15 protein-coding genes are annotated in these 14,805 nt (G+C 61.2%); 10 read left to right on the forward strand and 5 right to left on the reverse strand.

Features of this window, described 5'->3' with window-relative positions; genetic code table 11:
- The first annotated feature begins 194 nt into the window (after positions 1–194).
- Together AU074_RS22525 and AU074_RS22530 are read left to right on the forward strand one after the other, a co-directional pair.
- Positions 195–905, forward strand: coding sequence for a response regulator (locus AU074_RS22525; RefSeq protein ID WP_017479384.1), 711 nt, complete (start codon positions 195–197; stop codon positions 903–905).
- Positions 902–2,293: an ATP-binding protein gene (locus AU074_RS22530; protein WP_076016580.1), complete on the forward strand. Its 1,392-nt coding sequence runs from the start codon at positions 902–904 to the stop codon at positions 2,291–2,293. The genes AU074_RS22525 and AU074_RS22530 overlap by 4 nt, the downstream gene beginning before the upstream one ends.
- 140 nt (positions 2,294–2,433) lie before the next feature.
- Here the strand turns inward: AU074_RS22530 and AU074_RS22535 are convergent, their stop codons facing one another.
- From AU074_RS22535 to AU074_RS22550, 4 genes are all read right to left on the reverse strand, one after another.
- On the reverse strand, positions 2,434–2,634 hold the full coding sequence (locus AU074_RS22535; RefSeq protein WP_003213695.1) for an SEC-C metal-binding domain-containing protein: 201 nt from the start codon (positions 2,632–2,634) through the stop codon (positions 2,434–2,436).
- A complete protein-coding gene (locus tag AU074_RS22540; RefSeq protein WP_076016581.1) occupies positions 2,631–3,131 on the reverse strand; it encodes an LEA type 2 family protein in 501 nt (166 codons plus the stop codon). Before AU074_RS22540 ends, AU074_RS22535 begins: the two co-directional genes overlap by 4 nt.
- Before the next feature lie 61 nt (positions 3,132–3,192).
- Positions 3,193–3,663 (reverse strand): YchJ family protein, encoded by a 471-nt coding sequence (locus AU074_RS22545; protein WP_076016582.1) that lies wholly within the window; start codon positions 3,661–3,663, stop codon positions 3,193–3,195.
- Between the two features lie 4 nt (positions 3,664–3,667).
- A complete protein-coding gene (locus tag AU074_RS22550; RefSeq protein WP_076016583.1) occupies positions 3,668–4,165 on the reverse strand; it encodes a DUF6231 family protein in 498 nt (165 codons plus the stop codon).
- Between the two features lie 180 nt (positions 4,166–4,345).
- Between AU074_RS22550 and AU074_RS22555 the strand changes: the two genes are divergently transcribed.
- The 3 genes from AU074_RS22555 to AU074_RS22565 all read left to right on the forward strand — a co-directional run bounded on the left by AU074_RS22555 (position 4,346) and on the right by AU074_RS22565 (position 6,214).
- Positions 4,346–5,041 (forward strand): OmpA family protein, encoded by a 696-nt coding sequence (locus AU074_RS22555; protein ID WP_076016584.1) that lies wholly within the window; start codon positions 4,346–4,348, stop codon positions 5,039–5,041.
- Between the two features lie 128 nt (positions 5,042–5,169).
- Positions 5,170–5,463 carry a DUF1145 domain-containing protein gene (locus AU074_RS22560; protein WP_076016585.1) on the forward strand — a complete coding sequence of 98 codons (294 nt, stop codon included), beginning with the start codon at positions 5,170–5,172 and terminating at the stop codon, positions 5,461–5,463.
- Positions 5,456–6,214 (forward strand): collagen-like triple helix repeat-containing protein, encoded by a 759-nt coding sequence (locus tag AU074_RS22565; protein WP_076016586.1) that lies wholly within the window; start codon positions 5,456–5,458, stop codon positions 6,212–6,214. The genes AU074_RS22560 and AU074_RS22565 overlap by 8 nt, the downstream gene beginning before the upstream one ends.
- A gap of 136 nt (positions 6,215–6,350) precedes the next feature.
- On the opposite strand, the gene AU074_RS22570 is transcribed toward AU074_RS22565, so the two are convergent.
- The gene (locus AU074_RS22570) at positions 6,351–6,815 is read right to left on the reverse strand and encodes a CopD family protein (protein ID WP_076016587.1); all 465 of its coding nucleotides are present in this window, start codon (positions 6,813–6,815) and stop codon (positions 6,351–6,353) included.
- Positions 6,816–6,914: 99 nt separating this feature from the next.
- Here AU074_RS22570 and dinG point away from each other — a divergent pair, with 99 nt between their 5' ends.
- The 5 genes from dinG to pdxH all read left to right on the forward strand — a co-directional run bounded on the left by dinG (position 6,915) and on the right by pdxH (position 14,698).
- A complete protein-coding gene (gene dinG, locus AU074_RS22575; protein ID WP_076016588.1) occupies positions 6,915–9,059 on the forward strand; it encodes an ATP-dependent DNA helicase DinG in 2,145 nt (714 codons plus the stop codon).
- A gap of 95 nt (positions 9,060–9,154) precedes the next feature.
- The gene (locus AU074_RS22580) at positions 9,155–11,482 is read left to right on the forward strand and encodes a beta-galactosidase (protein ID WP_076016589.1); all 2,328 of its coding nucleotides are present in this window, start codon (positions 9,155–9,157) and stop codon (positions 11,480–11,482) included.
- Positions 11,483–11,574: 92 nt separating this feature from the next.
- Entirely contained in the window at positions 11,575–12,720 is a 1,146-nt protein-coding gene (locus AU074_RS22585; protein ID WP_076016590.1) for a serine hydrolase domain-containing protein, read from the forward strand.
- A gap of 142 nt (positions 12,721–12,862) precedes the next feature.
- The gene (locus AU074_RS22590) at positions 12,863–14,023 is read left to right on the forward strand and encodes an OmpA family protein (RefSeq protein ID WP_076016591.1); all 1,161 of its coding nucleotides are present in this window, start codon (positions 12,863–12,865) and stop codon (positions 14,021–14,023) included.
- A gap of 27 nt (positions 14,024–14,050) precedes the next feature.
- A complete protein-coding gene (pdxH, locus tag AU074_RS22595) occupies positions 14,051–14,698 on the forward strand; it encodes a pyridoxamine 5'-phosphate oxidase (protein WP_076016592.1) in 648 nt (215 codons plus the stop codon).
- Positions 14,699–14,805: the final 107 nt, after the last annotated feature.

Raw genomic sequence — 14,805 nt, forward strand, 5'->3', positions numbered from 1 at the left:
GGAGTGACCTAGGCTAAATTACAATTAATCTCATTTAGATTCGGTAGTCTAAAGACCGATACCGGCCGCCACGCCGTGGCTTTGTAATGGGTATGCGCGATTACCGCTTCCCACAACATTCCATTACATTTGCGTGTACTCCTGGCTGACGTTTCGGCTATCTCCTGCCTTTTGAGTTTCGGACGAGTTGCCCCATGGCCAAGCAAGACCATCTGCTGATCGTTGATGACGACCCGCAAATCCGCCAGTTGTTGTGCGATTACCTGAGTGATGCCGGCTTCCAGGTGTCCACTGCCGGCGACGGCAAGGAAATGCGCCGCCGCCTCGCGCTGAATGTCATCGACCTGATCGTGCTCGACGTGATGCTGCCCGGCGAAGACGGCCTGAGCCTGTGCCGCGAACTGCGAGTCAGCTCCAACACGCCGGTGATCATGCTCACCGCCAAGGGCACGCTGATTGACCGGATCGTCGGCCTGGAAATCGGCGCCGATGATTACCTGCCCAAGCCATTCGACCCACGGGAGCTGCTGGTGCGGATCAAGGTGGTGCTGCGTCGGGTGCAGAGTTTTCCAGACCGGGCGCGGCTGGACGAGGCGCCAAGCATCAGCTTCGCTGGCTGGCAACTGGACACCCGGGCGCGGCAATTGCTCTCGCCGGAAGGCGTGGTGGTCAGCCTCGGCAACTCCGATTACCGCGTGCTGCGCCTGTTGTTGCAGCATCCCAACCGGCCGCTGAGCCGCGACTTTTTGCTCAACCATGTGTTCGACAAAGACAGCACGCCGTTCGACCGCTCGATTGATGTGTGCGTCAGCCGCCTGCGTTCGCAATTGCCGGCCGGGTTGATCAAGACCGTGCGCAACGAGGGCTACATGCTCACCGCCGACGACGTGGCACTGCAATCGTGAAACTGCTGCCGCGTTCGCTGTTTGGCCGGCTGGTGCTGATTCTGGTCAGTGGCATGCTCGCGGCCCAGGCCCTGACCAGCAGCATCTGGTACGACATGCGCCACGGCCAGGTCCTGGAAATCCCCAGTCGGCTGATCGCCACGCGGCTGGCGGACGTGGTACGGCTGGTGCACAGCGATCCGGCGCAGGCTGATGGGCTGATCAAGCTGCTCGATACGCCGCGCTTTCACCTGACCCTGAGTGATCACGCCAGTGAGGTGACAAGCAGCATCAGCGACAGCGACCAGGCCACCGAGCGCTTGCTGAATACAGTGCTGTCGGAGAAAACCGGCTACACGCAGACCCTGCATCTGTTGAGTCTCAAGTTGCTGGATGCCGAGGGCCAACACGCCGGGCTGTCGACCTTGCTCGGTTCCAAGCCAGTGGTGGGGCAGTTCCTGATTGACCTGCGTTTGCCGGACGGGCGCTGGCTGCAGGTGCAGGCCACCGAGGAGCAGGGCTGGACCAGCACCTCGCCGATGGACCTGTTGTTCGACTACGTGATGCGCATTTATCTGCTGCGGGTGCTGGTGCTGGTGATCATTGCCTTGGTGGCGGTTCGTTTAGCGATTCGCCCGCTTAACGCCCTGGCCAAGGCTGCCGAAGCGTTGGGCCGGGACATTCAGCGGCCACCGCTGGCCGTCGATGGGCCCACCGAAGTACGCCGCGCCGCCCAGGCGTTCAACGCCATGCAACAGCGGCTGATCGCCAATATCGCCGAACGTACGCGCTTCCTTGCGGCGATTTCCCACGACCTGCGGTCACCCATCACACGCCTGCGGTTACGTACGGAAATGCTCGACGACAACCGCACCAAGGAGCGTTTTCGCAGCGACCTGGAAGAAATGGAGCACATGGTTTCCAGCACACTGGATTTTGTCAGCAGCGGCGAAATCAACGAGAAGCGCCAGAACATCGACATCAACGCCTTGCTGCAGAGCTTGCAGGCGGATCTGCAGGATGTGGGTGAGACGGTCGCGATAGAAGGGCGGGCCAAGCAGCCACTGCCGGGGTATGCCCGCAGTCTCAAGCGGTGCGTGCAAAACCTGCTGGAGAACGCGGTGCGGTATGGCAGCGAGGTGGTGGTGCGGGTTGAGGACAGGGCGGACAGCTTGAAGATCGTCATCAGCGACCGTGGGCCGGGGATTCCCCAAGAACAGCTGGAACAGGTGATGGAGCCGTTTTACCGGGTGGAAGGCTCACGTAATGTGGAAACCGGCGGGTACGGGCTTGGGTTGAGCATCGCGCATACGATTGCCAGTGCCCATGACGGGCGGTTGAGCTTGAGCAATCGGGAACGCGGGGGATTGGAGGTGGTGTTGCAGTTTCAGCGCAAATCCCAGCCTTGAAGTGCAGGCTAAATGTGGGAGCGGGCTTGCTCGCGAAAGCGGTGTATCAGTAACAGATAGGTTGACTGACACTGCGCTTTCGCGAGCAAGCCCGCTCCCACATTTGGATGTGCAGTGTTTCGAGAATCTGGTTTCTTAACTCAAGCCCCGTGGCACTTCTTGAACTTCTTCTCGCTGCCGCACGGGCAAGGATCGTTACGACCCACGTCCTTCAAAGTATTGCGCACCGGCTCCTGGTGAGCGTGGCCGCAGTTCGGGCCGTGGACATGGCCGTGGTCGTGATCATGGTGATCGTGATCGTGGTTGCAGTCAGGGCCATGGACATGGGGTTGCTGAGTCATCGATGTCGCTCCGGAATAAAATCGCCGGGGATTATCTCGCCATTGCGCATCACCTGCACGTCGTTCCCGATAAATAAACCGGTTTTCAACTCGCCTTCAAGGCGATAGGGCACGGGGTCGCGCGGATTTTTCAGCATGTCGACCACATCGCGGATTTGTGGCCACAGATTAGTGCGCACCGATACCCGGAAAAAAGCGTGGCTGTGGGGCGGTACGGTCAGCCACTCGTTGGACTCGCCTTCGGTCAGCACCATCGTGCCGAGGCTGACCTTGTAAACCAGGCCGCGCACGGTCAGGTCGTTGTCATCGCGGTTATCCACACGGAAATACAGCTTGAACTTCTGTTCCAGCAACTTGACTCGCACGGGGTCGACCTTGACCAGCCGCACCTCGGGGGCGGGCGCGTCGTCGGCGAACCACGACGCGCAGCCGGATAGCCCTAGCATCAATGCCAGCAGAAGGCTGTAAGTCCTGAATACCCGTGCCTGAGAAACCATGCCGTTACTCCGTGTGAAGAGTCAGCATAGCAAGCGAGAGCCTGCCGGGTATCAATGAATGTCAGAGGTAGCTGGCACAGCACTTCTTGAATTTTTGCCCGCTGCCGCATAAGCAGGCGTCATTGCGCCCAGCCTTAACGTCCACTGTCGGGTCGATAAAGTACCAGTGCTCATTGTTCTGTACGAAAGAGGAACGCTCCCGGTGGCTGTGTTCGCCAGTGCTGTCATGCCAGCGGGCGGTAAAGGTCACGAAGGCATGTTCCGGCTGGCCGCCAAACACCTCGGAGCTTTCCACCGCAAGGCCCAGCCAGGTGCTTTGGGCGCTCCAGGCGCCGATGGCGGCCGTGTCCAGCCCGGCTTGTTGCGCAGGCACGGTGGTTGCCACCAGATAGTCCACCAGGCCCAGCACGTAGGCGCTGTAGCGCGAACGCATCAACGCTTCGGCGCAGGGGGCCGGGTGGCCGGCGTGATAATGACCGCAGCAGGCATCCAGCAGGTTGCCACTGCCGCAGGGGCAAATGGATGTACTCATCGGGTTACCACCAATACTTTCCAAAGTTTTGCGGGTTGGCCCAGAAGCGGGCGTTCAGCCAATCCGGCACCTGTTTATAGTCAAGCAGATCATAGGTAAACAGCGTCAAAACCTGATCGTCGCGCTGGAAGCGTTCGCTGGCTTGCAGGGCCAGGGAGAAAAAGTCGGTGTCTTTCCAGTGGCAGGCGGCCAGGTCCACCAGCACCGCAATTCGGCTGGCATTGAGGTTGCGAATGCCCCCCAGCAGGGTCAGGCCCGCAGGTTTTGACAGGTGCTCCAGGCAATCGACCACCAGCGCCAGGTCAAAACGCTGGGCCGCAAGCTCAGCGGGCAAGGGGCCGGGCTCGGCGAAGGACACCACGGTATCCGGGTGTGCTTGTTTAAAAGCGTCCAGCGCCGGGAACTGGCTGGCGCCCAATAACAGCAGGCGTTTTGGCGCGTGAAGATCAAGCAGCGCGGCGAGCGCTTGCTGGGGTGTACGGGAAGAAATACCGGCAGTCATCGAAGATCCTCACATCAGGACCGTAGAGACTAGCCTGCCTGAGCGTGCGGGCCTAGAGCGGGCGGCGAGAATAAACCGCCCGGCCCAATGAATACTGGGGTGTGGCACGCTGGCGCAGATGAAAAGAGCCGTCTTTACTCCACTCGTCGGCCCCCGCCGATCCCCTCAGGAGAAAGTCAGATGAGCATCATGCGGACAGCTCTACCCTTGGTTCTGCTAACCGGAGTATTGACAGGTTGCGCAGGCTTGCAAAAAACCGACTGGCCCACCTGTGCCGCGGTCGGCGGCGTGACCGGCGCTGCTATTGGTGCAACCCAAAGCTCTTCCTATGCAGGCTACGGCGCGTTGTTGATCGGCGGCATGGCCGGCGCCTATTGCTGGGTGCATGGCGATGGTGATGAAGACGGCGACGGCGTGCCGGACAGCCGTGACAAGTGCCCTGGCACGCCAAAAGGCGTACAGGTCGACGCCAATGGCTGCCCTCCGGTGCCGGTAGCGGTGGTTCAAGAGGAAGTGGTGGTGGTCAAGGAAGAAACCATCGTGATTCGTGATGTGCACTTTGAGTTCGACTCCGCCAGGCTGACGGCCGCCGACAAAACCAAACTCGACACCATTGTCACCCGCCTGAAACAAGAAGCCCCAAGTGCGCAACTGCGCGTCAGCGGGCATACCGACAGCGTCGGTAAAGATGCCTACAACCAGAAACTCTCTGAACGACGCGCTCATTCGGTAACCGACTACCTGGTCAGTTCCGGAATACCGCGCAGCAGCTTTGTCTCGGTGACCGGCGCCGGCGAAAGCCATCCGGTGGCCGATAACAAAACCGCTGACGGCCGCGCGCTAAACCGCCGCGTGGAAATTCAGATCAACCGCTGACCAACCCTCACGGCCCCTGTGGGATCCACAGGGGCCCCTTCATCAATTTTTTAATCCTTCACTGGCACAACGCCTGTAGAAGTCGTTACTGTGCGCCCAAAGAATAATGTGCAAGGGGAGCGTGCGGGATGAAGGTGTTTTGGGGGCTGGGGAAGTTTTTGACGTTGCTGTTCTGGGTCGTGGTGGTGGTCAATCTGTTCACGCCGCTGATCAATCCGTTCCACGTGTTGGTCAATCTGGCCGGCAGCTTATTGTTGTTGACCCATATTCTGGAACTGCTGTTATTCAACGGCAGTGTGAAAACCCGTGCCCATCCCTGGCGTGACCGCTTGCAGATCCTGCTGGTGGGTATGTTCCATGTGCAGAGCTTTTCGACGCCGACACCGACTAATGATGTAAACAAGGAGGCCAATCATGCGTAAGGTTTTTCTGTTGGCCCTGCTGGTCAGCCCCATTGCCCTGGCCCAGAGCGTCAGCGTGGAGACCAACTCGTTGATGCGCCTGCCCAACAGCAGCGGCGTTTTGCAGTTGGAGCGACTGGATGTAGCGGATTACGGCACCTTGCTGATTCCCGCCAATATCACCCAGGTGACGGTGGACGAATTGCACCTGGGTCGCGACGCGCGCATCGCCATCGTGCCCGGCAGCACCGCCCTGCAATTGCAGGTGCGCCAGGCGCAGCTGGAGCATGGCAGCCAGATCACCTCGCGCGGTGCTCCCGGTACCCATGAACGTCCGGCCAAGGCGGGGCGTGATTTGGTCTTGCGGATTAACTCGCTGACGGCTGATGAACTGTCGGTGGATGCCCGCGGTGGTGCAGGTGCCCAGGGTTATGCCGGGCTGGACGGTGCCAACGGCGAAGACCCGGGCTGCACCTGGGGCTCGGCCGGTCGCGGTTCCAATGGCGATAACGGCGGCGACGGTCTGCCGGGCGCGTCGGGGGCGCAGGTTCGTGTGGAGTTGCCGCAGGACTTCCCCGCCGAGAAGATCAAAGTCTGGGTGGACGGCGGTGCCGGCGGTTTGGCAGGCACGGCGGGCAAACCGGGTAAAGGCGGGCAGTCCAAGGGTTGCCTGGTGTACCGCGCGGACGGTGGCGAGAAAGGTCGGGCCGGGTTGGAAGGGCAGCCGGGTCCAGCGGGGCCTGCGGGTGCTGTGACCGTCCAAAGGCTTTAACGCTTTACCTGTGGCGAGGGAGCTTGCTCCCGCTGGGCTGCGTAGCGGCCCCAAAAAAACGGGAGCGCTGCGCACCTCCAGCGGGAGCAAGCTCCCTCGCCACAGCAAGCTCCCTAGCCACAGGAAATACGGCTCCTCAGAACATCGGCCGTGCCGAAGCAATCGCCACCAGCACCAACCCCACAATCAAGTTAATCCCCACCAATTTACGAATCTGCCCCAACGCCGCAGCCCCGGCCGGCCAATCCTCAGCCGCCACCGCCGTGCGCAGCTCCGGCAACTTCAGTGCCTGGATCCGGATAAACAGCGCGGTCATCACCACATACAACCCCATCATGACCTGCACATAACGCGGCGCGGTCTCAAACCCGCTGAAGCGCAGTTGCAGCAGGCCGACACCGCTGATCGGCAAGACCAGCACCGCGACCCACACCCACACAAAAAAACGTTGAAACACATTTACCCAGAGTTTCAGCCGGGCAGGCCCGTCCAGCGCAGCCATGGCGGCGGGGCGCAGGATCATCCAGGCGAAAAACATACCGCCGACCCATATCAGGGCGGCCAGTACATGCAGGGTATAAGCAAGGCTAAACACGGTCATTGGGGTACTCCGTTCTGCGCGGGATTAATTAGCGGGGTATGATAGCGGCCGATCCGAACCACTGAAAATTTATCCAGCGTTTTTTGCGCCCGACTATCCATGATCAGCACTGAACTCAAAACCACGATCCAGGGCGCCTACTCGCGTTTTCTCGAAGCCAAGAGCTTGAAACCGCGGTACGGCCAGCGCCTGATGATCGCCGAAGTTGCCAAGGTCCTCGGGGATATCGACACCGACGACGAAGGCCGGCGCAGTGGCGACCCGGCAGTGGTCGCTGTCGAAGCCGGTACGGGTACCGGCAAAACCGTGGCCTATTGCATTGCGGCGATTCCCACCGCCAAGGCCGCCGGTAAGCGCTTGGTGATTGCCACCGCCACCGTCGCCCTGCAAGAGCAGATTGTCTACAAAGACCTGCCCGACCTGATGCGCAACAGCGGCCTGAATTTCACCTTCGCCCTGGCCAAAGGCCGTGGGCGCTACATGTGCCTGTCCAAGCTCGACGTATTGTTGCAGGAAGGCCACGCGCAAACCGCTACGGCCTCGCTGTTCGAAGAAGAAGGCTTCAAGATCGAAGTCGATGAAGTCAGTCAGAAGCTGTTTACCAGCATGATCGAGAAACTCGCCGGCAATAAATGGGATGGCGATCGCGACAGCTGGCCGAATGCCCTGGAGGACGCCGACTGGGCGCGCCTGACCACCGACCACAGCCAGTGCACCAACCGTCATTGCCCCAACTTCGGCCAGTGCGCCTTCTACAAGGCCCGCGAAGGCATGGGCAAGGTCGACGTTATTGTCACCAACCATGACATGGTCCTCGCCGACCTGGCCCTGGGCGGCGGCGCCGTATTGCCCGACCCGCGTGACACGCTCTACGTGTTCGACGAAGGCCATCACCTGCCCGACAAGGCCATCGGCCACTTTGCCCACTACACGCGCCTGCGTTCCACCGCCGACTGGCTGGAAACCACCGCCAAGAACCTCACCAAGTTGCTCGCCCAGCATCCGTTGCCCGGCGACCTGGGCAAACTGATCGAGCAAGTCCCGGAGCTGGCGCGGGAGATCAAGACCCAGCAGCAATTCATGTTCAGCGCCTGCGAGCAGGTGGCAGACTTCAAGCCCGGCGAAGACGTGGAAGGCCGTGAACGGCCGCGCCATCGCTTCGTCGGCGGGCTGATCCCCGAGCACATGCGGGAAATGGGCATCGAGCTGAAGAAGGGCTTTTCACGCCTGACCGACCTGTTCACCCGCCTCACCGATTTGCTCAAGGAAGGCATGGATGGCGAGGTCAACATCGGCATCGCCAGCAACCAGGCCGAAGAATGGTACCCGCTGTTTGGTAGCCTGCTGTCCCGCGCCCAGGGCAACTGGGAGTTGTGGACCGCGTTTACCGTCGAAGACCCGGAAGACAACCCGCCTATGGCCCGTTGGCTGACCTTGTCGGAAAGCGGTGCGTTGTTTGATATCGAGGTCAATGCCAGCCCGATCCTGGCCGCAGAAATGCTCCGACGTAACCTGTGGAATGTGGCCTACGGCACCTTGGTCACCTCGGCTACGCTGACGGCCCTGGGCACCTTCGACCGCTTCCGCATGCGCGCCGGCTTGCCGAAAAAGGCCGTCACCGCCGTGGTGCCGAGCCCGTTCCATCACGCCGACGCCGGTGTGTTGCGGGTGCCGGACCTCAAGGCCGACCCACGGGATGCGCCGGCCCATACGGCGGCGATCATTCGTGACCTGCCGTCGTTGGTGGAAGGTTCACGGGGCACGCTGGTGCTGTTCTCGTCCCGCAAACAGATGCAGGACGTGTTCGACGGCCTCGACCGTGACTGGCGCAAGCAGGTATTTATCCAGGGCAACCTGTCGAAGCAGGAAACCCTGAACAAGCACAAGGCGCGGGTGGATGGCGGCGATTCCAGCGTGCTGTTCGGCCTGGCGAGTTTCGCCGAGGGTGTGGATTTGCCCGGCGCCTACTGCGAGCACGTGGTGATCGCCAAGATCCCGTTCTCGGTGCCGGATGATCCGGTGGAGGCTGCGCTGGCCGAATGGATCGAGGCCCGGGGCGGAAATCCGTTCATGGAAATCTCGGTGCCGGACGCCTCCTTGAAGCTGGTCCAGGCCTGCGGGCGCCTGCTGCGTACCGAAGAAGATCGCGGCACCATCACTTTGCTTGACCGGCGTCTGGTTACCCAGCGCTACGGGAAAGCTATCCTGAATGCTTTGCCGCCGTTTCGGCGGGAAATTTCTTAAGACCCTGTGGGCGAATTCGCCCACTTCGTGGTCTATCTCACCATTGCTTCACGTCATCAGGCCAGTCACCGGCCGTTTGGGAGAACCTTGTTCACATGATTCGCACGCTGCCCGCTGTTTTTGCCTTGTTGTTTGCCGCGCCATTGCTGGCTGCGCCTGCCGGGCAACAAACCCTGTTCAACTTTGTACGGCCCGCCGATGTGGTCAAGGTGGCGACCCAGGACGCCAGCCTGCCGCAATACAACGCCGAACAAACCCCTGAAGGCGAAGTGCTGCGCCGTATCACCTTCAACCCGGCGGCCGAACCGAGCCTGGTGCTCAGCCCGCAGACCGGTGCCTGGGACTGGTCGCAATCCGGCGCCATGAGCCTGCGCATTCAAAGCGCGATGGACTGGGCGCTGACCCTGTACGTCAAGGTGCAGAGCAATGACGGCCGGACGCTGTTCAGCCGTATCGACCTGCCGGCAGGCCCGGCGCAGACGCTGCTGATTCCGCTGCAAGCCAACTCGCCGCTGAGCCAGGGCATGAAAGCCGGCCCGCCGATGCCGATCACCGTCGATGGCCAGCGTGTATTGCTGGCCAGCAGCGAAGGGGAGATCGACCGCAGCCAGATCGTGTCGGTGACCCTGTCGATGATCAAGCCCAATGTCGCTCAAAGCATCCTGCTGGAGCGCTTTGGCGTGCAAGACGTCGAGCCGGTGCTCAAAGCCACCTACAGTGATCTGGTGGACACTTACGGGCAGTCCACCCGCGCCAGGTGGCCGGAGAAAGTCAGCAGCGACGAGCAGCTGAGGGCCGCTGCGGTCAAGGAGCAGCAACAGCTCAAGGGCTGGCTGGCCGAGCGCGACAAGGCGTCCCTGGACAAGTACGGCGGCTGGAACAAGGGCCCGGCCTTTGACGCCAGCGGCTTCTTCCGCACCGAGAAGCGCGACGGGCGCTGGTACCTGGTGACACCGGAAGGCCATCCGTTCTATTCCCTGGGCGTCAACACCGTAGCGCCGGACAACAGCCAGACCTACGTTGCGGGCCGCGAATGGATGTTTGCCGCGCTGCCCAAGGCCGGCGAACCTTTCGACAAATACTATGGAAGCAGCGACAGCCGCAGCGGCAATGGCGCGGATCAGGGGCGCAGCTTTAATGTCGGCCGCTGGTACGACTTCTATGGCGCCAACCTGCAACGTACCTATGGCCAGCCTTGCGTGCCGCCGGCACCTTGTGTTCCGGAAGGTTTCGACCAGAAACGCTGGGTCAGCCACACCCTCGACCGTCTTAAAGCCTGGGGTTTCAACACCGTCGGCAACTGGAGCGCGCCGCAGTTGGCCACCGCCGACCGCGTGCCTTACACCTTGCCCCTGTCGATCGTCGGCGATTACGCGAGCATCAGCACCGGAACCGATTGGTGGGGCGGCATGCCCGACCCGTTCGACCCGCGCTTCGCCATGGCCACCGAGCGTGCGGTGGCGATTGCCGCCCGTGACCATCGTGACGACCCGTGGCTGATCGGCTTCTTTGCCGACAACGAACTGGCCTGGGCCGGTCCCGGTGATGATCCCAAATCCCGTTACGCCTTGGCCTACGGCACCTTGCGCATGACCACCGACGTGCCGGCCAAGCGCGCGTTTCTCAAGCAATTGCGCGACAAATACCGCAACCAGGACGGCCTGTCCAAGGCCTGGGGCATCGAACTGCCCGCCTGGGAGCTGATGGAAGACCCTGGTTTCGTGCCGCCCATGCCGAACCCAGAGCACCCGGAAATCGAGGCGGACTTCAAATACTTCCAGAAGACCTTCGCCGATGCTTACTTCAAGACCATCTCCGATGCGCTGAAATGGCACGCGCCCAACCAGCTGTTGCTGGGTGGCCGTTATGCGGTCAGCACCCCGGAATCGGTGGCGTCCTGCGCGCAGTATTGCGATGTGCTGAGTTTCAACATGTACACCCTCAAGCCGCAGGATGGTTACGACTTCGCGGCCCTGCGGGCGTTGGACAAGCCGGTGCTGATCACCGAGTTCAACTTCGGCTCGGCGGACCGTGGCCCGTTCTGGGGGGGCGTGACGCAGTTGGCCAGGGAAGAGGATCGCGGGACTGCCTACGCCAACTTCCTCAAGCAGGCCATGGCCGAGCCGTCGATTGTTGGCGTGCATTGGTTCCAGTATCTGGACCAGCCGGTCACCGGTCGTCTTCTGGACGGCGAAAACGGCCACTTCGGCCTGGTAGGCATCACCGATGTGCCGTTCCAGGGCTTTGTCGAGAGTGTGCGTAAAAGTAACCTGGCGGCGGTCGACCAACTGGGCAAAGAGGCCGAGAGGGCCAAGGCGGCTGCCGCGGTTCACACCGGAGAAGGCGGTAAGCCGGGGCATGACGGCAATGCCGCAGGGCCGGGCGCAGGGCATTCCGGCGGGCATTCCGGCAAGGGCCATTGATGGCGCCAGATCGACGAGTGCGGGTTCACAAATCACTCAATGACTGGAACAATGTCGTCCACTTTTTGTAGTACTTTTCCGAGGGGGCTTAGGTGCAGATTCAGGGTCATTACGAGCTTCAATTCGAAGCGGTGCGTGAAGCCTTCGCCGCACTGTTCGACGACCCTCAGGAGCGTGGCGCCGCGCTGTGCATCCAGATTGGCGGCGAAACCGTCGTCGACCTGTGGGCCGGTACCGCCGACAAGGACGGTGCCGAGGCCTGGCACAGCGACACCATCGCCAACCTGTTCTCCTGCACCAAGACCTTTACCGCCGTCACGGCGCTGCAACTGGTGGCCGAAGGCAAGCTGCAGCTAGATGCGCCGGTCGCCAAATACTGGCCGGAATTTGCTGCCGCCGGCAAAGAAGCCATCACCCTGCGCCATCTGCTTTGCCACCAGGCCGGGTTGCCGGCCCTGCGTGAAACGCTACCCGCCGAAGCGCTGTACGACTGGCAAATGATGGTCGACGCCCTCGCGGCCGAAGCGCCGTGGTGGAAGCTCGGGGAAGGCCATGGCTATGCGGCGATCACCTACGGCTGGCTGGTGGGCGAACTGCTCCGTCGCGCCGACGGTCGTGGGCCCGGCGAGTCCATTGTGGCTCGGGTTGCACGGCCATTGGGCCTGGACTTTCATGTGGGTCTGGCAGACAAAGAATTCCATCGGGTTGCCCATATAGCCCGAGGCAAGGGCAATGTAGGCGATGAGGCGGCACAGCGTTTACTTCAAGTAACGATGCGCGAGCCAATGGCGATGACTACCCGTGCATTTACCAATCCACCGTCTATTCTGACCAGCACTAATAAACCCGAATGGCGGCGTATGCAGCAGCCAGCGGCAAATGGTCACGGTAATGCACGAAGTCTGGCGGGTTTTTATAGTGGGCTGCTTGACGGTAGTTTGCTGGAAGCCGACATGCTTGAAGAGTTGACCCGTGAACACAGTATCGGCCCGGATAAAACCTTATTGACACAAACCCGGTTTGGGCTGGGTTGCATGTTGGATCAACCGCAAGTGCCGAACGCTACGTTCGGCCTTGGCCCACGGGCCTTTGGGCATCCGGGGGCAGGTGGCTCGGTAGGGTTTGCCGACCCGGAACATGATGTAGCCTTTGGTTTTGTGACCAATACATTGGGGCCTTATGTACTTATGGACCCGCGGGCGCAAAAGTTGGTAAGAATATTGGCCGGTTGTCTGTAAATAGCTTGCTGTCTTGCGTTTTTTTGTTACAAAGGCACATACAAAAAGACGCTAGGCAAAATGTTGTAACTTTAATGTTCCAAAAGCGTCTGTTTAACGGGTCATTCAGGCCCCTGATTTTTTCTCATTTTGTGGATATCTCATGTTATCGAACAAGTCCTTGGCACTGGCGCTATGCCTCACTATTACTGGCTGTGCACAAACCCCACAAAATGATGCCGAAGGTGGGCATTGGTGGTCATTTGGCTCTGATAAGGCTGCTACCAAGGACGCAGTGAGCCAAACCGACACCAAGCCGGATGCCAAGCCGGCCGTTGCTGCCAAGGCGCCTGCGCCGGTTGCACCTGCCGCTGCAGCACCTGCACCGGTTGCCAAGGCGGATACCGGCTCCAGCTGGTGGCCGTTCTCGTCGAAAACCGACGATGCCAAGGCTGACCTGAAAGCCGACCTCAAGGCTGCAACGCCTGCCTCCGGCGCACCCACTGCTGCACCGGCTGCGGCACCTGCCGTTGCCAAGACAGATACCGATACCAAATGGTGGTGGCCGTTCGAAAGCAAGCCAAAGCCATTGGCCAAGGTCGACGTTGCCAACATTCCAATGCCTGATCCAAAAATCACCCAGGCCTGGCTGGACGACTACGAGCCGCGCCTGCGCCTCGCGATCAAGGACAGCAACCTGCAACTGGAACGTCGCGACAACGTATTGGTCGTGATTGCCCCGGTTGACGGCTCCTACAACCCGAAACGTCCGGCGATGTTGTTGCCGGTGACCCTGGGTCCATTCACCCGCGTTGCCAAGGCTGTTGAAGGCGATCCGAAGACCGCCGTACTGGTCCTGGGCCACGTCGATACCTCGGGTGCCGAGCCGGTGAGCCAGGCCCTGACCAAAGAGCGCGCGCAGTCCATCGCCTCGATCTTCAGCCTCAGTGGCCTGAAGCAGGACCGCCTGATGCTGCGTGGCATGGGCGACCTGATGCCACGTGCCGCCAACGACAGCACCCAGGGCCGTGCCCTGAACCGTCGTATGGAAATCATGTTCACCCAGCGCACCACCATGCTGGCCTTGCTGAGCAAGTACAACTCGGGTAACCCGCCAAAGGCTGAAATGGTTTCTGTGCAGGACGTTCCTGCTCCCGCCGCTGCTCCGGTCAAAAAAGCTGCTGCTCCGGCGAAAAAAACCGTCGCCAAGAAGGCTGCCGCCAAGCCGGCTGCCAAAAAGGCCCCGGCGAAGCCTGCCGCTAAAAAGCCAGCACCTGCCAAAGCCGCTGCTCCAGCCGCTACCAACGACCAGGCAAAAAACTGATTATTTGAGCAAGAAGGATAAAGCCGCATGACCCAGGCACTGGCCGATATGCGCCGTGACTACACACGGGACGGTTTGAGCGAGGCCCAGGCCCCGGACGAACCGTTTGGCTTGTTCCACCAGTGGTTCGCCGACGCGGTGAAAACCGAGCAGCCGCCGGTGGAGGCCAATGCCATGACCCTGGCAACGGTCGACCAGGACGGTCGCCCGCACTGCCGGATCCTGCTGCTCAAGGGCCTGGACACACAGGGCTTTACCTTCTTCACCAATTATCAGAGTGCCAAGGGCGAACAGCTCGCGGCGCGGCCGTTTGCTGCCATGACCTTCTTCTGGCCGACCCTGGAGCGCCAGGTGCGCATCGAAGGTCGGGTGGTGAAGGTCACTCCCGAGGAGTCGGACGCTTACTTCCAGGTCCGCCCTCTGGGCAGCCGCCTGGGAGCCTGGGCTTCACCGCAAAGCCGGGTCATCAGGGACCGCGAAGAGTTGCAGGACCTGCTCAAGGCCACCGAACAACGCTTCAGCGATACCCAGCCTGACTGCCCCGAGCACTGGGGTGGTTATCGCCTGCTGCCGGAGCGCATCGAGTTCTGGCAAGGCCGCGCGAGTCGTTTGCACGACCGCCTGAACTACCGCTTGCAGGGTGCCGACTGGGCCCGTGAGCGGCTGGCGCCCTGAGCCCGCCTTTCGTCACCTCGCCTGAATGTAGCGCTGCACGCCGAAGTCTCTAGTCAGAGGCCTTGGATGGGTAGCGCTGCGCCGCGTTATGCCGCCGTTGGCTACAA

The sequence above is a fragment of the Pseudomonas sp. ATCC PTA-122608 genome, assembly GCF_001952855.1.
Classification (GTDB): Bacteria; Pseudomonadota; Gammaproteobacteria; order Pseudomonadales; family Pseudomonadaceae; genus Aquipseudomonas.